The organism is Klebsiella sp. S69 (assembly GCF_016516145.1).
Taxonomy (GTDB): Bacteria; Pseudomonadota; Gammaproteobacteria; order Enterobacterales; family Enterobacteriaceae; genus Klebsiella; species Klebsiella oxytoca.
The window spans coordinates 85,933-105,077 of record NZ_JACVUU010000001.1 but is presented as its reverse complement, the minus strand read 5'-3'; the positions used below and the strand labels follow the sequence as shown (position 1 = coordinate 105,077).

Sequence of the window (19,145 nt, the reverse complement as noted above, 5' to 3'; positions counted from 1 at the left end):
GCGGGGGCAAAGCACCGGGGAGGATGACCAAAAAAACAAAAAACCACGGGACCTGAAGTCCCGTGGTTAAACACCTGTGTAAAGCGTCGGTTAGTGCGCGCTGGAGGCCACCTGACGCCCTGCTGCGCGATCCCAGATAACGGCCAGAATCACCATCACGGCGGTTGGCATCAGCCACGCCAGCCCTTGCTCCGCCAGCGGCAGACGCGCGGTCCAGGATGGCAAAATCTCTGCAAACGCCGACGCTTTAATGCCGTCAATGATACCAAACATCAGGCTGATAAACATTGCCGGGGCAATAACGCGGGACGAATTATGCCACCAACTACGGGTAAAGCTTAATACCACGAGTGCGATACACGGCGGATAGATAGCCGTCAGCACCGGAATTGAAATCTGAATCAGGTGGCTCAGGCCAAGGTTGGAAACCGCCATCGAAAACAGGCCAAGGATAAAGACCAGCGTACGATAGGAGAACGGCAGATACTGGGCAAAAAACTCCGCACAGGCGCAGGTCAGGCCTACCGCCGTCACCAGGCAAGCGATGAAGATCAGCGCTGCCAGCAGGAAGCTCCCCGCGCCGCCGAAGGTGTGCTGGACATAAGCGTGCAGAATCGCCGCGCCGTTAGCGGACTGCTCCACCAGCGTGCCGCTATCGGAACCTAAACGGAACAACGCCAGATACAGCAGCGTCAGGCCCACGCCGGCCATCAGGCCAGCCCAGACGGTGTAACGGGTCAGCAGGCGGGCTTCGGTCACGCCGCGAGAACGCGCCGCGTTGACAATCACGATCCCAAAGACCATCGCCCCAAGGGTGTCCATGGTCAGATAGCCGTTGACGAAGCCGTTGGAGAATGGCGCGGTACGGTAGGCTTCCATCGCGTGGCTCAGCGGACCGGCTGGCCAGACGATCGCCGCAACGGCGAGAATAATCAGAGCGATGATTTTCAACGGCGCGAGGAAATTCCCGACGGTGTCCAGCAGCTTGCCCGGATAGAGCGAAACGAGGATCACCAGGGCAAAATAGATAACGCTGTAAATCAGCAGCGGCAGCGGGCCGTCGCCGGTCAGCGGAGCAATCCCCACTTCAAAAGAGACGGTGGCGGTACGCGGAGTCGCAAACAGCGGCCCAACGGCAAGATAGCAAACCACCGCCAGCAGGATACCGGCAATTTTACCAATCGGCGTGCTCAGGCTCTCTACGCCGCCACCGACTTTCGCCAGCGCCACAACCGTTAGCACCGGCAGACCCACGGCGGTAATCAGAAAGCCAATAGCCGCGGTCCAGACGTGTTCGCCGGCCTGTAAGCCAACCATCGGAGGAAAGATAATATTGCCTGCGCCGACGAACAGCGCGAAGGTCATAAAGCCCAACGCAATGATGTCGCGAGATTTTAACTGATGGGTCATAAATTCATTACAGCCTGTGGATGTGGTGTTGTAAAAACGGATAAATACCGCGCCTTTCCCCTGGGGATGATACAGCGGCCATTGTCAGTAAACTCAGCGGGATATGCTCCCAAAGCGGCGTGGAAAAGAATTGTTTTTTGAATTACCACGCAAAAACAGTCTGTCTGCGACCGTAGGGGGGCAATTTAAACGCTTATAACGTTTTAAAGCAAGGAGGGATCGCAAAAGCAGATGATTATGCTGACTCTATTTTAATGCGTAGAATTATTTACCTGATGGATGGAAAACATCTGGCTTATCATGCGAACAAAAAAGCAGCTAACGTTCGTTAATTACTCAACTTCGATTTTACTGCAAACGAAAATGACCAGCCGAAGCTGGTCATTGGCAAGTTATGCTGACACCCACATGCAGGCGTTCAATTTTTGGCAATTAAACGTTCCGGTAACAGGAAGCTAAAGCGGGTGCCTTTACCCAGCGTACTCTCAATTTCGAGGCGGCTATCGTGATGGCTGACCGCATGTTTGACAATCGCCAGCCCCAGACCGCTGCCGCCGGTCTGTCTCGAGCGCGCTTTATCCACCCGATAGAAACGCTCGGTCAGGCGCGGAATATGTTCCGGCGCGATGCCCGGCCCGTTATCTTCGACGCTGAACATTGCCCCGTGCGGCGCTCGCTGCCAGCTTACGGTAATATCCGTTCCCGGCGGCGTATGATTGATCGCGTTATACACCAGGTTGGAAATCGCGCTGCGCAGCTGTTCTTCATTACCCAGCACTTTCAGCGATTCATCAACCGAAAAATGCAGCGCATGCTTCTGCTGGCTTAGCGTTTGCGCTTCGCGCTCAACGACCCGCAGCATCATCGGCACATCGATTTTATCGTTCATCGCCAGAACCGGCGCGGCTTCGATTCGCGACAGCGTCAGCAATTGTTTCACCAGGCCTTCCATTCGCTGGGTTTGCTCGCGCATGGTGTGCAACGCTTTTTCGCGCGTCCCCCCTTCCAGCACCTGCTCCTGCATCATCTCCAGATACCCCTGCAGCACCGTCAGCGGCGTACGCAGCTCATGGCTGACGTTAGCGAAAAAGTTTCTCCGCGCCCCTTCCAGCTGGTGCATCTGCGTAACATCGCGCGCAACCATCAGCAGCTGTTTATCGCTGTAGGGCATCACGCGAATCTCCAGATGGCGACCGTTATTCAGTACCAGGTTGAGCGGTTTAGAAAAATCCCTGTATTTCAGGTAATTGGCAAATTCAGGATAGCGCAAGAGGTTAAGGATGTTCTGCCCGTTATCGTCAGGCCAGCGCAGATTCAGGATCTGCTGCGCCAGGCCGTTACACCAGAACATCGCGCCTTCTTCGGTGGTCAGCACTACCGCATCCGGCAGAGACTCCGCCCCGCTGCGAAAGCGCTTAATCAGGTTGCCCAGCTCACGGCGACGCTTTTTATTACGCATCTGCATTTGATGCAGTCCGTACAGCAGCGGCTCCCAGCTGCCGCTACCCGGCGGAGGCGTCATGCTGCGGTCAACCCACAGCCACCATGACAGGCGCATCAGATTCCAGAAATGCCAGATAAGAAGACCGGTCACTGCCGCCAATAAAAACCACGGCAGATGACCTAAAAACGCCCCGAGGATCAGGGCCGGGATACAACACAAGAAAAGCTCAAGCGCCAGCCTTTTCCATGACAGCCGTTCCAGCACGGTTCACACTCCTGTCAACATTCAGAATCGGGCGGAGAAACGATATCCCGTACCGCGAACCGTTTGTACCATCCGGTCATGGCCGCTATGTTCCAGCGCTTTGCGCAGACGGCGAATATGCACGTCTACCGTTCTGTCTTCGACATAAACGTTGGTTCCCCAGACGTGATTCAGCAGCTGTTCGCGGCTATAAACCCGTTCCGGGTGGGTCATAAAGAAGTGTAATAATTTAAACTCCGTCGGCCCCATATCCAGCGGATTTTCACCGGTCATGACCCGATGCGAAGAGGGGTCCAGGCTCAGCCCCTGCATTTCAATCACCTCTTCCACCGCCATCGGCGAAATGCGCCGCATCACGGCTTTAATTCGCGCCACCAGCTCTTTCGGGGAAAACGGCTTAGTGATGTAGTCATCGGCGCCGGTCTCCAGACCGCGGACGCGATCTTCCTCTTCGCCGCGGGCGGTGAGCATCACCACGGGAATATCGCGGGTCATCGCTTCACGCTTGAGCTGTTTAATAAACTGCAGACCCGACCCACCCGGCAGCATCCAGTCGAGGAGGATCAAATCCGGCCAGGGTTCATTGAGCTGATTAACCGCGCTGTCAAAATCTTCCGCCTCGACGGGCTGAAAGCCGTTTTGCTCCAGAACAAAGCAAACCATCTCGCGGATTGGAGCTTCATCTTCAACGACCAGAATTCTTCTCGCCATTATTTACCCTGTATTTTTTAGCCATCAGTATAGAAGTGCGCGGCCATTATGCGTCAGATTTATGACAGATTTATGAAAAAAATGACCGCCGGATGAACGCGGATTTCGAATTGTGACACGGACTTATCGCGCCTGAGAGCAGTCTTATCCCCGTAATAATTCGGCTTGCTTAAAGGCAGCAAGGGCGTAAGTCCCAAAAAAGAGATAACGATGCGACTGGGTGGGCGCGGGTAGCCAACGCATAAGCAACTTGAAGTATGACGGGTATATAATGCCGCTTTCGCTTTTACGCTATGGAACAACTATGCGCATCCTTCATACCTCTGACTGGCATCTTGGGCAAAATTTTTACAGTAAAAGTCGCGCCGCCGAACATCAGGCGTTTCTCGACTGGCTGCTGGCCAGCGCGCAGGAACATGACGTCGATGCCATTATTGTCGCGGGCGATATTTTTGATACCGGCTCCCCGCCGAGCTACGCGCGCGAGCTGTATAACCGGTTTGTCGTTCAGCTGCAGCAAACCGGCTGTCGGCTGGTGGTGCTGGCGGGCAACCATGATTCGGTCGCCACCCTCAACGAGTCGCGAGACATTCTTGCGTTCCTGAAAACCACGGTCGTGGCCAATGCCGGCCACGCCCCCTTTATTCTGCCGCTGCGCGACGGTTCGCCGGGGGCGATTTTTTGCCCGGTGCCGTTCCTGCGCCCGCGTGAACTGGTAACCAGCCAGGCCGGGCACTCCAGCGGCGAAAAGCAGCAGCAGCTCCTGAGCGCCATCAGCGACTATTACCAGCAGCAGTACCAGCAGGCCTGCGAACTGCGCGGCGACCGGGCGCTACCGATTATCGCCAGCGGCCATTTAACCACCGTCGGCGCCAGCAAAAGCGACGCGGTGCGCGAAATCTATATCGGTACGCTGGACGCCTTTCCGGCGAGCCGTTTTCCGCCTGCCGACTATATTGCGCTCGGCCATATTCACCGTGCGCAGGTGGTGGGCGGCTGCGAGCATATCCGCTACAGCGGCTCCCCCATCCCGCTGAGCTTTGATGAAACAGGGAAAAATAAAAGCGTCAATCTGGTCACTTTTACCCACGGGCGTCTGGCGGATGTCACGCCGCTTATCGTTCCCGTCACCCAGCCGCTGGCGGTGCTAAAGGGCGATTTCGCCAGCATTAGCGGGCAGCTAAACCAATGGCAGGATAGCGCCCTGCAGCCCGCAGTGTGGCTGGATATCGAAATCACCAGCGACGAATATATGCATGATATCCAGCGTAAAATTCAGGCGCAGACCGAAACGCTGCCGGTGGAAGTCCTGCTGGTGCGCCGCAGTCGCGCCCAGCGCAACCGCATTCTGGCCGGCGCTCAGCGAGAGACCCTCAGCGAACTGCAGGTGGAGGATGTCTTCGCCCGCCGTCTGGCGCTGGAAACGCTGGAAGCCGCGCAGCAGCAGCGCCTGGAACAGCTTTTTAATGAAACGCTGCATAGCCTGAACGGTGAGGATCGCCTGTGAAAATACTCAGCTTACGCCTGAAAAATCTCAATTCACTGAAAGGTGAATGGAAAATTGATTTCACCGCTGAGCCGTTCGCCAGCAACGGTCTGTTCGCGATTACCGGGCCGACCGGCGCCGGAAAAACCACGCTGCTGGATGCTATCTGCCTCGCGCTCTATCACGAAACCCCGCGCCTGAGCAGCGTGTCGCAATCACAAAACGATCTGATGACTCGCGACACCGCCGAATGTCTGGCGGAAGTGGAGTTCGAAGTCAAAGGCATCGCCTATCGCGCCTTCTGGAGTCAGAACCGGGCGCGAAACCAGCCGGACGGCAACCTGCAGGTGCCGCGCGTCGAGCTGGCGCGCTGCGAGGATGGCAAAATCCTCGCCGATAAGATCAAAGACAAGCTGGAAATGACCGCCTCGCTCACCGGCCTGGACTATGGCCGCTTCACCCGCTCGATGCTGCTATCGCAGGGGCAGTTCGCCGCCTTCCTGAATGCTAAACCGAAAGAGCGCGCCGAGCTGCTGGAAGAGCTGACCGGTACCGAAATTTACGGCCAGATTTCCGCGCAGGTCTTTGAAAAGCATAAGCAGGCCCGCGTCGAGCTGGAGAAAATCCAGGCTCAGGCTTCCGGCGTCCTGCTGCTAAGCGACGACCAGCAGCAGGCGCTACAGCAAAGTTTGCAAGCGCTTACTGATGAAGAAAAACAGAAGGTTAGCGAACAAAGCCGTCTGCAAAATGCCCGTCAGTGGCTGGTACGCCGCGCAGAGCTGACAGCAGAAGATCTGCAGGCGCAGAGCGCGCTACGCGAAGCCCAATCTGCGCTGGAGCAGGCGCAGCCGCAGCTGACCGTGCTGCTGAATGCCCAGCCTGCAGAGCACTTACGTCCACAGTGGACGCGTCAGCAGGAACAAACCACCGCGCTGGCGCAAACCCGTCGCCTGAGAGAAGAAGTAAATACTCGCTTACATGAAAGGCTGCGACGGCGAGCGGGGATTCGCCTCGCCGCCCGCCAGCAGTCTGAACGCCTGCAGAGCCACCAGCAAACGCTCTCCGCATGGCTAAAAGAGCATGACCGTTTTCAGCGGTGGGGCAATGCGCTGGCGGGCTGGCGGGCGGCTTTCCAGCAGCAGACTCGCGATACCCAGCAGCAAGCCGCCCTGCAGCAACGTCTGGCGGAAACCCGTCGCAGACTGGCAGACCTGCCGCCCGCCGGGCTGACGCTGGATGCCGAACAGGTCAGCGCCGGGCTGGCGCAGCACGCCGCGGCTCGCGCCCTGCGCCAGCAGCTCTCAGCGCTACATAGTCAACTTCAGCCTCTGGGCCAGCGCCTGATGCAGCTCAACGCCGCCGGGCAGGCCACCAGGCAGGAGCAGGAAAAACTGGAAGCGATGCTGGCTCAGCGCCGTCAGGCTTATAAAGAGAAGAATCAGCAGCTGAGCGATGTGAAAGCCCTGTGCGAAATGGAAGCGCGCATTGCCGGTCTTGAGGCCGAGCGTGCTCGCCTGCAGCCCGGTACCCCTTGTCCGCTCTGCGGTTCCGCGCAGCATCCGGCCGTCGCCGAATATCAGGCGCTGGTTCCCGGCGTTAATCAGGCGCGGCGCGATGCGCTGGAGCGCGAAGTTAAACAGCTGGCGGAGGCTGGCGCCCTGGTGCGCGGCGAGCTGGACGCCCTGATTAAGCACCAGCAAAAAGAGGCGGCTGAGAAAGCATCGCTTCTGCAGCAGGAGCAAGCGCTTACATCACGCTGGCAGGAGACGATCGGCGGATTAAATATCGACCTGACGCCAAAGGATGATATTCCGGGCTGGATAAATGCGCAGCAGGAGCATGAACAGCGGCTCTATCAGCATCAGCAGCGTCTGGCCTGGCAGGCTCAGCAGCTGGAGTGCCAGCAGCAGCTTCAGCAGCTACAGCAGGAACAAGAGCAGCGCAGCGCCGCGCTGGCGGCCGAACTGAGCGCCTTTAGCCTGAGCCTACCGGCTGCAGAGCAGACCGCGAGCTGGCTGGCGCAGCGGGAAGAAGAGACCCGCAACTGGCAGGCCAAACAGAATGAACTGCTCGCCCTGCAGGAACAGCTCCAGCAGCTGACCCCGCTTCTGGAGGCCTTACCGGAAACGGACTTAGCGGCAGAACCCGCGCCGCTCGACGGCTGGCGTCAGGTGCACGATGACTGCCTCGCGCTCCAGAGCCAGTGGCAAACTCTGGGGCAGCAGGAGAGCCAGCAGCAGGCTCAGCTAAAAGAGAGCGAAGCGCAGTTCAGCGCAGCGCTGGCCGCCAGCCCCTTCGCGGACCGGCAGGCATTTCTCGCCGCGCTGCTTGATGAGGAAACGCGCCAGCGTCTCGAAAACCTGAAACAGACGCTGGAGAGCAGGCTACAGCAGAATCAGGCGCTGGCGCTGCGGGCTCGCGAAGCGCTCGATAACCACAGCCGGCAGCCGCCGGCGGAAATGGACTTCAGCCAGTCTCTTGAGCAGGTGCAGGAACAGCTTCAGCAGCTAACGACGCTGCTGCGGGAAAACAGCGCCCGTCAGGGAGAGATTCGCCAGCAGCTGAAACAGAATGCAGAAAACCAGCAGCGTCAGCACGCTTTACGCCAGCAGATGGAGCGCACCGCGCAGGAAGTGGAAGACTGGGGATGGCTGAACTCGCTTATCGGCTCCAGGGAGGGCGATAAATTCCGTAAATTTGCCCAGGGCCTGACGCTGGATAATCTGGTGTGGCTGGCCAACCACCAGCTTAATCGCCTGCACGGTCGCTATCTGCTGCAACGTAAAGCCAGCGATGCCCTGGAGCTTGAAGTGGTCGACACCTGGCAAGCGGACGCGGTGCGCGACACCCGGACCCTCTCCGGCGGCGAGAGTTTCCTCGTAAGCCTCGCGCTGGCGCTGGCGCTCTCCGACCTGGTGAGCCATAAGACGCGGATAGACTCGTTGTTTCTTGATGAGGGCTTCGGCACGCTGGATAGCGAAACCCTCGATACCGCGCTGGATGCGCTGGACGCGCTCAACGCCAGCGGCAAGGTTATCGGCGTCATCAGCCACGTCGAGGCGATGAAAGAGCGCATTCCGGTGCAAATTAAAGTTAAAAAGATCAACGGGCTGGGCTATAGCCGCCTGGATAAAACCTTCGCCGTCGAGTAATGTTCTCCCTCCGCACCTGCCTTCAAGACCTCTCCCACGGGAGAGGTCGCTCCGTTGTCCGGGTCAGAAATTCACGATACATCTTGATATCGCACGAACACGCATGATAAGTTCAATTAAATTGCTTTAATGATGAAAATCAGGCTAATTCATGCATGAAAACGCGTTTATTATCGTCATCGCATCATTTCGTGCAAAAACGTGCATCAATAACTTTTCTGACGGGCGAACTGCGGCCTCCGGCAGCATCGTCCCATCCCCTCTGGCCCATTAAGAAGGTCTTAACCATGAAAAATTTACTAATTTTGATTGCCGGCCCGGTACGCAGCGGCACTCACAATCGCGCGGAACTAATCGACGCTAACCTGAACAATATGGCCCAGGTTGCGCTACGCGTTTATCAGAAAGGACATATCCCCGTGGTCGGCGAATGGCTGGCTCTCCCCATTGCCAAAGCCGCGGGCTCCACGGAAATTGGCGATGCGATTAGCGAGGAATATCTCTACCCCGTCGCTCACCGCTTAATTAGCCGCTGTGACGCTATCTTACGCCTGCCGGGCGAATCTCGCGGCGCGGATCTGGATATTGAGGAAGGCAAAAAAATGGGGCTGTCGATTTATTACAGCCTGGAGGAGATCCCGGACCGATAATCCGCAGGGTACCCGCTGCACCGTTCAGGCCGCGCAGCGGGTTGAAGATTACAGCGGCCACAGCCAGGCCGCGCCGCGCACGCCGCTGGAGTCCCCGTGCACCGCCCGGCGAATCGGCGTCTCGCATTCACCGCCGAATACCCATGGTTTTAGCAGATTCGGCACCGTTTGATAGAGACGATCAACGTTGCTCATTCCCCCGCCAAGCACAATGATGTCCGGATCGAGAATGTTGACCACGTGAGCCAACGACTTCGCCAGCCGCATCTCGTAGCGGCTCAGCGCCAGTTCCGCCACCGGATCCCGCTCGCCGACGCGCTGCATAATCTCGCTGCCCTTTAGCTGGTGGCCGCTTAACCGCTTGTAATCGATAGCAAAGCCGGTGCCGGAAATAAAGGTTTCGATACAGCCCTGTTTACCGCAGTAGCACGGTACTTCAGCGCGATAGCGCAGTTCATCCTCATCCATCCACGGCAGCGGATTGTGTCCCCACTCGCCCGCCGTGCCGTTGCCGCCAATATGGGCGCGTCCGTTAAGCGCCACGCCTGAACCGCAGCCGGTGCCAATGATCACCGCGAATACCGTTTGTGCCCCGGCCGCCGCGCCGTCGACCGCTTCCGACACCGCGAGGCAGTTGGCATCGTTGGCCAGACGCACTTCACGTTGCAGGCGCTGGCAAAGGTCTTTATCAAACGGCTGGCCGTTGAGCCACGTTGAGTTGGCATTTTTAACTACGCCGGTATAAGGCGAAATCGAACCGGGGATGCCGACGCCGACCGTGCCGCTCTGCCCGGTAGCCTGCTCGGCCATCTCGACCAGCGAGGCTATCGTCTCTATCGTCTGGCGATAATCCCCCCCTGGCGTAGGCAGGCGGTGGCGAAATAGCTGCTCTCCCTGGTCGCTCAGCGCGATGACTTCCGTTTTGGTCCCGCCTAAATCAATCCCAATGCGCACTGTGAATTCCTCTCCCGATTAACAATGCAAGCATAGCGACAATTCGCTATCATGCCCGCTGGATTTAACGACAAAGCCGTGGAAATTATCATGCTGTGGTTCAAAAATTTAATGGTTTATCGTCTCAGCCGCGACATTTCCCTGCGCGCCGAGGAGATGGAAAAACAGCTGGCCGAGCTGACATTTACCCCATGCGGCAGCCAGGATATGGCCAAAACCGGTTGGGTTCCGCCGATGGGCTCGCACAGTGATGCGCTGACCCATACGGCAAATGGCCAGATAGTTATCTGCGCGCGTAAAGAAGAGAAGATCCTGCCGTCTCCGGTGATCAAACAGGCGCTGGAAGCAAAGATCTTCAAGCTGGAAGCCGAACAGGGCCGTAAGCTGAAAAAAACGGAAAAAGATTCGCTGAAGGATGAAGTGCTTCATTCCCTGCTGCCGCGCGCCTTTAGCCGCTTCAGCCAGACCATGATGTGGATCGATACCGTCAACGGGTTGATCATGGTGGACTGCGCCAGCGCCAAAAAAGCGGAAGATACGCTGGCGCTGCTGCGTAAAACCCTGGGCTCGCTGCCGGTTGTTCCGCTGGCGCTGGAAACCCCGATCGAACTGACGCTGACCGAGTGGGTGCGTTCCGGTACCGTGGCTCAGGGCTTCCAGCTGCTGGATGAAGCCGAGCTGAAAGCGATGCTGGAAGATGGCGGCGTGATCCGCGCGAAAAAACAGGATCTGGTCAGCGATGAGATCGCTGTGCACATTGAGGCTGGTAAGGTGGTGACCAAGCTGGCGCTCGACTGGCAACAGCGCATTCAGTTCTTAATGTGCGATGATGGTTCGATTAAACGTCTGAAGTTCTGCGACGAGCTGCGGGACCAGAATGAAGATATCGACCGGGAAGATTTCGCTCAGCGCTTTGACGCGGACTTTATTCTGATGACCGGCGAACTGGCCGCGCTGATTCAGAATCTGGTAGAAGGGTTAGGCGGCGAAGCGCAGCGCTAATCGGGTAAATTCCTTCCTGCCTGCGCAGGAAGGAAACGAACGTTACAGATAGCGGCACAGATAAGAGGTCGGCTCAGCCACCTGCAGATTAAACTCGCTATTCCCCGGAACGTTGAATACTTCCCCGGCGGCATAGACTTTCCACTCGGTTTCTCCCGGCAGAAGAACGTTCAGCGCGCCGCTGACTACGGTCATCTCTTCCGGCTGCGCGGTCCCGAAGGTGTATTCCCCTTCCGCCATAACGCCCACGCTCGCACGACCGGTGCTGCTGCTGGTGAAGCCAATGGATTTTACTTTTCCGTCAAAGTATTCATTGCTTTGAAGCATAAACTCGCCCTTATGATCTTGTGTTGAAGGCACAATATAGGGGGCGCTCCTTGCCCCTGTCACGTAAAATTAACGTGTTACAACAGGTTAAACTAATAGTTCTGCCGCCAGCCGTGAAATCAGTATATTTGACAATAAAACCGGAATATCCAGCGCTTTTTGTAATATATCGCGATGCTGCTGGTGGTAACAAAGACAATCCAGCATTAATACGTCAGCGCCTTGTTCAATCAACTCCCTGCCCGCGGCCAGCAGCTGTTCTTTACTACCGTTAACCGGACTGCAGATAGCATAAAAAGGAGTATGCGTTAACACCTGCCATTTATCCCGCTGCAGCGGCAGCATCTCTTCCACCGGAACAATTACTCCCACCTGATGGCCGTCAACAATCGACGCGACCAGCGGCGGAATGATCCTTTGCGGCTCGAGCAGGATTGCATTATTTGCTTTAAATCCGCTAAAAGGATGGGTACTCATCAGTAAAATAAGGTCGTAATTTTGTTTATCGAGCATCGCAATGACGCTATGTAAATCACGTTCAACTTTCTGCCGCGAGACTTGCGCGATTTGATTATCATTGAGCAAGGTTAACAGCGCTTCATCGCCGGGTTCCACGCAGTAATCGCGCATAACCTCTTCGCGCGCCATTTTGCCTAACAGGCTAATATGATTAATCTGATCTTCCCTGATATGTTCAGTTAAAAGCGGCAACATCTCCGCCACCGGTACCACCCCAATGGTCAAAATTGCCATCGATGCACTACTCATATCATTTACCTTTGTCACAACCGCTGTTTCAAAACAGGCTTCTATTTACGACTTCTGCCCCCTGGTGACCAAAATCAACCGTCGTGAAGCGTAGCAGGTTACGGCTAATATGGAATGTAAAGATTCCAGAAGCGCTTAAAACGCTCCTGAAAATCCGTATCTTAGTTAATCATTAGTACTGTTAATTAATTAAAAATGTGATATATGCCCGGTTACGACTTTTTCAGAGCGAATCCCGGACATTTATTGGGGAATTATGACTTGTCAGGATCTTCGTAACGCCGTTTAGCGTCCAGCGCTTCCTGTTCTGTAGGGTGCTCACTGATAAGCGAGTTAGGCGTCGGATGGTCAGCGCGCAGTTCATACCAGGTCACCGTTTGCCCCTCGGGGCCTTTCTCAACGGCGACAACGCGCGCTTCCCTTGGATATGGAGGTCTGGTCGGCATAGCATTTCCTTTTTTTACCTTAAGAGATTTAAAGTATAGGCGCTGCCGATCCGTTTACCCCAGGTAAAGTCTTAACTGGTATAGGTCTCACCGCAGACGGTCGTCATAATCTGTTCAACGACTTCATCCGGCGGGACGGTCGCGTTGATAATATGATGCGCGGCGGCCCGATACAGCGCTTCCCTCTGTGCCAGCACCTCCCCCACTTCATCGCGGATCGGCTTTCCGGTCAGCGTAGGGCGCTGTTCCGCCTTCGGATAGGCTTCAAGACGACCAATCAGGGCAGAAACCGTGGCCTCAAGATAGATCACGACGCCATTTTCCCGCATAAACTGACGATTGTATTCGCTGAGAATAATGCCGCCGCCGGTAGCGATGATCGTTGCGGGTTGAGCGACGCGTTCCAGCGCCTGCGTTTCCAGAGCGCGAAAGCGTTCCCAGCCTTCCTGCTGAACGATAGTCGCCACGCTGCGTTGTTCATGCTCCTGAAGCTCATGATCCGTATCGGCGAACTGGAAACCGCGAGCTTCCGCCAGCGCATGACCGATCGTCGTTTTACCGCAGCCGCGAGGCCCGACAAGAAAAATTAGCTGTGTCATTACCGAAGACCCCTTGGTTCCGCGTTTTGCGGATAAATGAAAGCGAAAAGAGAAACAATGGTACCGCAAACTTACCCGACGATAACCGTAAAATAAACGTTACACACCATCTGCAAACCCTTTCACCTTAGTATTAGAAAGGACTTTAAATGTAAACTTATCATTGCATGTGGTGTTATGCCAGCTTTACTTTTGTACAAAAGTTATTTTTTGTTCGCAGTCTGGCGTAAACAGTAACACATTTCTGCACAGCTTTACGCAGCCACATATTTACAACATCCGTGCTTCGGAGCGAATCTGAGGCTAATCAATCAGTATGACAGAGGTATGTAGTATGCAATCTGAAGAGCAACGCCTTATCGATGGACTGTTTTCCCGGTTAAAAGAGGCCGAGAGCCGCAGCGCATCGCGCGATTCCAGCGCCGAGGAGCGGATTGCCGGGCACATTAAAGAACAACCGTTCGCCCCTTACTATATGGCGCAAACGATTCTGATTCAGGAAGCGGCAATCAAGCAGCTCAACGAGCGGATTCAGGCGCTGGAAAGTCAGGTCAGCCAGCTGCAGGCCGCGAAGCCGAGCAGCGGTGGCTTTCTCTCTGGTCTGTTTGGCGGCGGTCAGTCTCGCGGTTCCGATCCCATTCCTGGGGCCGAGCAGTATGGTCGCCCTCAGGCCAGCGTCCAGCCTCAGTATGCTCCGCAGACGCAACAGCAGAGCTATGCGCCTCAGGGCGCCCGCAGCGGCGGCGGTTTTATGGCCGGTGCGCTGCAAACCGCGGCGGGCGTTGCGGGCGGGGTGGTGCTGGGAAACATGCTCACCAATATGTTTAGCGGCTCGCATCCGCAGGAGATCGTTAATATCATCGAAGAGAAACCGCAGCCGGATCTCAGCCAGGCGCAGGACAATAGCGTCGCTGACGATACCTTCCGCCAGGATGACAGTCAGTTCCTTGCCGACAACAACGACTATGATGCCGACTTCGACGCCGGTTTTGGCAACGATGATTTCGGCAGCGACGACGACAGCTGGGTTTAACCCTGCTGGCGCTTGACGTCCAGCAGCCATTTCTCCAGCGCGGCGGCAAACTGCTGTCGATCGCGCTGGGATAAGCTATCCGGGCCGCCGGTCTGCACGCCGCTGGCCCGCATCGTTTCCATAAAATCGCGCATCGTGAGGCGTTCGCGTATCGTCGCCTCACTGTAGCGTTCGCCGCGCGGGTTCAGCGCCGCCCCACCCTTCGCCAGCACTTCCGCCGCCAGCGGGATATCGGCGGTAATAACCAGATCCCCCGGTTCACATAAACGTACGATTTCGTTATCCGCCACGTCAAAACCCTGCGCCACGCGCAGCGTGCGGATAAAGCGCGACGGCGGGACGCGCAGCGGCTGGTTAGCGACCAGCGTCAGCGAGATTTGCGTACGCTCGGCGGCGCGGAACAAAATATCTTTAATGACGTTCGGACACGCGTCCGCATCAACCCAAATAGCCATTGCGGCTCCTGTCGATGAAAAAGAGATAGCGTATTGTCGCCTGCTTTGGCCTTCCGCGAAAGCAACAAGATGATAAGCTATGTCGCTAACGATAAAACAAACAAGGGGATTGGTGATGGAAAAGAAAATCGGCTTTATCGGCTGCGGCAACATGGGCAAGGCCATTCTCGGCGGCCTGATCGCCAGCGGACAGGTTCAGCCGGGACAAATCTGGGTCTACACCCCGTCGCCGGATAAAGTGGCGGCCCTGCACGACCAGTACGGCATAAATGCGGCGCAAAGCGCGCAGGAAGTGGCTCAGGTAGCGGATATTATCTTTGGCGCCGTTAAGCCGGGCGTAATGGTGAAAGTCCTCAGCGACGTTGCCTCCAGCCTGAATAAAGACTCTCTGGTGGTTTCCATTGCCGCTGGCGTCACCCTCGACCAACTGGCGCGCGCTCTGGGCCACGATCGTAAAATAGTCCGCGCGATGCCCAATACGCCTTCGCTGGTTAATGCGGGCATGACGTCGGTTACGCCAAACGCGCTGGTTAGCGCCGAAGAGACCGCGGATATCCTGACCATCTTCCGTTGCTTTGGCCAGGCGGAAATTATTGCTGAGCCGATGATCCACCCGGTGGTAGGCGTCAGCGGCTCCGCGCCGGCTTACGTCTTTATGTTTATCGAAGCAATGGCTGATGCCGCCGTACTCGGCGGAATGCCGCGCGCTCAGGCATATAAATTCGCAGCCCAGGCGGTGATGGGCTCGGCCAAAATGGTGCTCGAAAGCGGGGAACATCCGGGCGCGCTGAAGGATATGGTGTGCTCGCCGGGCGGCACGACGATCGAGGCCGTGCGCGTGCTGGAAGAGAAGGGTTTCCGTTCCGCCGTTATCGAAGCCATGGCGAAATGCATGGAAAAATCAGAGCAGCTGAGCCGTTCCTGATATCCACATCGGACAGCGGGTGGGGTATCCCTCACCCGCTCATTTTCTACACCTGTTTTTTCAGGCACGCGCTCATAAATTTGCTGCGATCGTCACCTTTCAGCGACTGCTGGGTCGCCTGACCGTTGCACTCGCGCATTTTTAGCTGCTGAGGCGTTAACCCCTTACCGTCCTGGGCCGCGCCCTCTTTCTTCAGGCAGCTGCTCATAAACGTTTTACGCTCATCCCCTTTTAGCGACTTCGCTGATGCTTCTTTATTGCAGACGCTCATCTTTTGCTGCTGGGGGGTCAACTCTTTTTCCGCGGCACTCACCGCTGTCATAAATACCAGGCCAAAAAGTAGGGTCACAAGTAATGTTATTTTCATCGCACCATCCTCTATGAGTGGAACACTGTAAGTCTGGTCGCTGATGGAGAAAAAACCAGCCGGTAACGAAAATTCATCACCGGCGTCCGGTTATTTCAGATTAAGTGCGGCTTTCATGGTGTAAAACAGGTCGGTCTGATCGGTTAAGCCCACCACGTTAGCCGCATGCGGGCCATAGGCGGCGATACGCAGCTGAGTACCGGTATGCTCCATCGACTCTTCTTCAGAGTTGCCGTAGCTCATCACCATCACCGAGCCATCTTTGGTGTTCAGCGCCTGCGTCAGGCCCGGCGCTTTGGTATCGGCGGGGATAATCTGGCTGGCGTGAGCGTGGTCGGCGGTGACGATAACCAGGGTGTTGCCCTCTTTTTTGGCAAATTCCAGCGCCTTCTGTACCGCTTCATCCAGATCGACGGTCTCGCCAATCTGGCCGCACGGATTCGCCGCATGATCCTGTTTATCGATGGAAGCGCCTTCCACCTGCAGGAAGAAGCCTTTCTCATTGCTGCTCAGCAGATCGATGGCTTTTTCAGTCATCTGCGCCAGCGTCGGCACCGATGCATCGCGTTTCGGGTTCGGAGTACAGGTTACTGCCGCCTTATCGATATTGCCGTGATAAGACGCCTTTGGGCCTTCCCAACGCACCGGCATATTGCCTTCCGCGAAGAGACCGAGCAGCGGTTTATCCTGATTTGCCTGGCTAATGGCGGCCAGTGAGCTGGCGTCGGTAACGATCTGGTAGCCGCGCGCCACCGCCTGCTCGTGCAGCGTTTTGCCCTGCCATTCGCCGGCCGTCGCGCTTTCAGCGAAGGTTTTCGCTCCGCCGCCCAGCGTCACGTCGGGACGCGCGTTCAGCAGTTGTTCGGTAATGGAACCTTTCCCGCCCTTTTCCAGCGCATTGCTGGCACATTTTTCGCTGGTCACGCTCGGGCCGTAGCATTTACGCGAAGTGACGTGCGCCACCAGCGCAGCCGGCGTCGCGTCCTGCAGTTCCGCCGTTGAGACGTTACCGGTGGCTAAACCCGCCGCTTTCGCCAGCTCAAGGATAGTCTGATGATCTTTTTCATGGATATCGACGCCCAGCGCGCCGTTATAGCTTTTTACGCCGGTGGTCCATGCGGTAGCGGAAGCGGCGGAGTCGGTCACATAATTCGGCTTGCCGGTTTTCTTATCCAGCGAATAGTGGGTGTACTGGCCAGTCAGCGGCAGCGCGTCAATCCCTTTAAAAAATCCGCCCGCCCCTTCTGCATAATTTCGCGCGGCGGTAATTTCAGAATCCCCCATCCCGTCGCCAATCAGCAAAATAATATTTTTAGCCGGTTTATTGATTAACGAAGCGCGCAGCGCCTCGGTCCGATCGCCGCTTAAACGACGCGCGCCGCCCGGCGTGGTGATATCGCCCTGGGCGGCGCGATTTTCCAGAACCGGTGCGGTTGTTGTTTCTGCGTGAATAATCGGGGAGCCCAGCAGAGGTAGCAGGGCAATAAACAGGGCGCTTAATTTCACTTTTATCGTCTCCATGTAAAAAATACTTTAAAAAACAAAACGAGGGAGACTGTATAAAAGCGATGTGACAGTAAAATGACAGCATCCATACCTTGTCACGAAACTAACTACGAGGATGCCGTAACAGCTTTTTTATATATTGCTGCAGTAGCTGGGTATCGCGGTCATCGACCAGCGGGCCGGGGCTGGCCTCGTCGATCGCCTGCTCGATATCGCTGATGAGCGCCTGCTGGGCGTCCTGCGCCATATGGCGCAGCAGAGCAGTGACCACCACTTCCAGCGCCTCGACCTGGGCCGTCAGTTCCTTCGATTCTTCTTCCTTTTGGGCGAGTTTTACCAGTAGCTCAGCAATGAGATTCTTCACAGCGCTTTATCCTTATGCGAGGTCCGTAGTCTGCTATTTATGTCATACATTAGCCGTCGGTTGCCACAATTATTTTTTTAAAATGAATCGGCTCATCCATGAATAACAAGCGAAACGTTTTGCTCTTTACACCCCGCCATCCAGGAAATGGCTCAATGACGGATTAATAAGCGACATAACCAAATTTAACAAATAAGAATAAAATGGAATATCGCTATTCTATCGATAACTATAACGTATCGCCATAATATATCTGGTAGGCCAGATTAACGCTGTCCGGCGCGTCTTTTCCGGCCAGACGTGCAATAAGTATTTCGCTCGCAGTTTTACCGATTTCATAACGTGGGGTAATGACGCTGGCGATTTTTTGCAGCCGGGCGCGGCCAATTTCCAGCCCGTGAAAACCGGCAATCGCCATCTCCTGCGGGACGGTTTTTCCCTGAGCCTGGCACTCCAGCAGCACGCCTACCGCCAGATCGTCGTTGGTACAAAAGATTGCATCGATATCCGGCCGCACCTGCTGCATTTGCAGAAACATCTGCCGGCCAAGCGCAACCGAGGAGATGGTGCGCGGCGCCATATGATAGGGCTTCAAACCGTGGGCCGCCAGCGCCAGTTCGGTTCCGTGAAAGCGGCTTAAATCGCGGGGATCGTCCATTGAACCAAAAAAGGCGATCGCCCGTTTACCGCTCTCAAGAAAGGCGTTCGTCATGTCCCACGCCGCCTTTTCGTTATCGAAACCTACCTGGATATCCAGTTGCTGACCGCCAAAATCCATCAGTTCAGCAACAGGAATACCGCTGGCGCGGACGTATTGCACCATGCGATCGCTATGCTGTTTTCCGGTCAAAATCAGCCCGTCAATGTTATAAGAGAGCAGGTTAAGCACCTCGCGCTCTTCACGCTGCGGATCGTATTCGTAGTTGGCAATCAGGGTCTGGTACTGGTGAGCGGAAGTGACGGATTCGATTCCGGCCAGCACATCGGCAAAAATCTGATTGCGAAAAGAGGGAATGAGCACGCCAATCGTTTTGCTGCGGGCATTAAGCAGGATTTCCGGCGCCCGATTAGGAATATAGTTGTTCTCTTCCATGACCTTCGAAATCAGCTCACGGCTGCGCTGGGAAACCTGACCGGGGTCGCGTAAATAACGACTGACCGTCATTTTATTCAACCCCGCCAGGTTGGCGATATCCTGCAATGTCATCCGGTTGTTTTTCATCAGGTTCTCTACGACAAACGACTTATGTCCTTGCAGAGAACCTTACCACAGCAGCGGCGG

At 56.0% G+C, this 19,145-nt stretch carries 19 protein-coding genes; 6 read left to right on the top strand and 13 right to left on the bottom strand.

All coding sequences use genetic code 11. The features are described 5' to 3' along the window. Nucleotides 1-90: 90 nt before the first annotated feature. The 3 genes from brnQ to phoB form a co-directional block, all read right to left on the bottom strand. On the bottom strand, nt 91-1,410 hold the full coding sequence (gene brnQ / locus IAE27_RS00480) for a branched-chain amino acid transporter carrier protein BrnQ (protein ID WP_064344840.1): 1,320 nt from the start codon (nt 1,408-1,410) through the stop codon (nt 91-93). Between the two features lie 418 nt (nt 1,411-1,828). Beyond that, complete coding sequence (gene phoR / locus IAE27_RS00475; protein WP_023329353.1) at nt 1,829-3,118, bottom strand: phosphate regulon sensor histidine kinase PhoR; 1,290 nt, start codon at nt 3,116-3,118, stop codon at nt 1,829-1,831. A gap of 21 nt (nt 3,119-3,139) precedes the next feature. Continuing rightward, nucleotides 3,140-3,829 carry a phosphate response regulator transcription factor PhoB gene (phoB, locus tag IAE27_RS00470; RefSeq protein ID WP_004099401.1) on the bottom strand — a complete coding sequence of 230 codons (690 nt, stop codon included), beginning with the start codon at nt 3,827-3,829 and terminating at the stop codon, nt 3,140-3,142. A 304-nt stretch (nt 3,830-4,133) separates the two neighbouring features. Here phoB and sbcD point away from each other — a divergent pair, with 304 nt between their 5' ends. The 3 genes from sbcD (at nt 4,134) to IAE27_RS00455 (ending at nt 9,117) form a co-directional block, all read left to right on the top strand. After that, nucleotides 4,134-5,336, top strand: a complete 1,203-nt coding sequence (gene sbcD / locus IAE27_RS00465) for an exonuclease subunit SbcD (RefSeq protein ID WP_200091510.1) — start codon at nt 4,134-4,136, stop codon at nt 5,334-5,336. Continuing rightward, entirely contained in the window at nt 5,333-8,467 is a 3,135-nt protein-coding gene (gene sbcC, locus IAE27_RS00460; protein ID WP_200091508.1) for an exonuclease subunit SbcC, read from the top strand. Before sbcD ends, sbcC begins: the two co-directional genes overlap by 4 nt. A gap of 287 nt (nt 8,468-8,754) precedes the next feature. After that, nucleotides 8,755-9,117, top strand: coding sequence for a hypothetical protein (locus tag IAE27_RS00455; protein ID WP_004110968.1), 363 nt, complete (start codon nt 8,755-8,757; stop codon nt 9,115-9,117). A 48-nt stretch (nt 9,118-9,165) separates the two neighbouring features. Here the strand turns inward: IAE27_RS00455 and mak are convergent, their stop codons facing one another. Beyond that, entirely contained in the window at nt 9,166-10,071 is a 906-nt protein-coding gene (mak, locus tag IAE27_RS00450) for a fructokinase (protein ID WP_200091506.1), read from the bottom strand. A gap of 90 nt (nt 10,072-10,161) precedes the next feature. Between mak and rdgC the strand changes: the two genes are divergently transcribed. After that, entirely contained in the window at nt 10,162-11,073 is a 912-nt protein-coding gene (rdgC, locus tag IAE27_RS00445) for a recombination-associated protein RdgC (RefSeq protein ID WP_004099396.1), read from the top strand. A 42-nt stretch (nt 11,074-11,115) separates the two neighbouring features. Here the strand turns inward: rdgC and ppnP are convergent, their stop codons facing one another. The 4 genes from ppnP to aroL all read right to left on the bottom strand — a co-directional run bounded on the left by ppnP (nt 11,116) and on the right by aroL (nt 13,213). Then, nucleotides 11,116-11,400 carry a pyrimidine/purine nucleoside phosphorylase gene (ppnP, locus tag IAE27_RS00440; protein ID WP_004099395.1) on the bottom strand — a complete coding sequence of 95 codons (285 nt, stop codon included), beginning with the start codon at nt 11,398-11,400 and terminating at the stop codon, nt 11,116-11,118. An 87-nt stretch (nt 11,401-11,487) separates the two neighbouring features. After that, entirely contained in the window at nt 11,488-12,168 is a 681-nt protein-coding gene (locus tag IAE27_RS00435; RefSeq protein ID WP_029496867.1) for an AroM family protein, read from the bottom strand. 254 nt (nt 12,169-12,422) lie between these two features. After that, nucleotides 12,423-12,614 (bottom strand): YaiA family protein, encoded by a 192-nt coding sequence (locus tag IAE27_RS00430; protein WP_070557159.1) that lies wholly within the window; start codon nt 12,612-12,614, stop codon nt 12,423-12,425. 71 nt (nt 12,615-12,685) lie between these two features. After that, a complete protein-coding gene (aroL, locus tag IAE27_RS00425; RefSeq protein ID WP_004099392.1) occupies nt 12,686-13,213 on the bottom strand; it encodes a shikimate kinase AroL in 528 nt (175 codons plus the stop codon). A 334-nt stretch (nt 13,214-13,547) separates the two neighbouring features. On the opposite strand from aroL, the gene IAE27_RS00420 reads away from it, so the two are divergent. Continuing rightward, complete coding sequence (locus tag IAE27_RS00420; RefSeq protein ID WP_004099391.1) at nt 13,548-14,246, top strand: DUF2076 domain-containing protein; 699 nt, start codon at nt 13,548-13,550, stop codon at nt 14,244-14,246. On the opposite strand, the gene IAE27_RS00415 is transcribed toward IAE27_RS00420, so the two are convergent. After that, nucleotides 14,243-14,701 (bottom strand): YaiI/YqxD family protein, encoded by a 459-nt coding sequence (locus tag IAE27_RS00415; RefSeq protein ID WP_004099390.1) that lies wholly within the window; start codon nt 14,699-14,701, stop codon nt 14,243-14,245. The two genes, IAE27_RS00420 and IAE27_RS00415, sit on opposite strands and share 4 nt — an antisense overlap. Before the next feature lie 115 nt (nt 14,702-14,816). On the opposite strand from IAE27_RS00415, the gene proC reads away from it, so the two are divergent. Continuing rightward, nucleotides 14,817-15,626: a pyrroline-5-carboxylate reductase gene (gene proC / locus IAE27_RS00410; protein WP_004099389.1), complete on the top strand. Its 810-nt coding sequence runs from the start codon at nt 14,817-14,819 to the stop codon at nt 15,624-15,626. Nucleotides 15,627-15,672: 46 nt separating this feature from the next. Here proC and psiF read toward each other — a convergent pair whose 3' ends face one another. The 4 genes from psiF to idnR form a co-directional block, all read right to left on the bottom strand. Beyond that, a complete protein-coding gene (gene psiF / locus IAE27_RS00405) occupies nt 15,673-15,993 on the bottom strand; it encodes a phosphate starvation-inducible protein PsiF (protein WP_004099387.1) in 321 nt (106 codons plus the stop codon). 90 nt (nt 15,994-16,083) lie between these two features. Continuing rightward, the gene (gene phoA, locus IAE27_RS00400) at nt 16,084-17,514 is read right to left on the bottom strand and encodes an alkaline phosphatase (protein WP_024273826.1); all 1,431 of its coding nucleotides are present in this window, start codon (nt 17,512-17,514) and stop codon (nt 16,084-16,086) included. A gap of 88 nt (nt 17,515-17,602) precedes the next feature. Then, nucleotides 17,603-17,863 (bottom strand): anti-adapter protein IraP, encoded by a 261-nt coding sequence (gene iraP, locus IAE27_RS00395; protein WP_004099385.1) that lies wholly within the window; start codon nt 17,861-17,863, stop codon nt 17,603-17,605. Between the two features lie 229 nt (nt 17,864-18,092). Beyond that, nucleotides 18,093-19,085 (bottom strand): DNA-binding transcriptional regulator IdnR, encoded by a 993-nt coding sequence (idnR, locus tag IAE27_RS00390; protein ID WP_004099384.1) that lies wholly within the window; start codon nt 19,083-19,085, stop codon nt 18,093-18,095. Between the last annotated feature and the right edge of the window lie 60 nt (nt 19,086-19,145).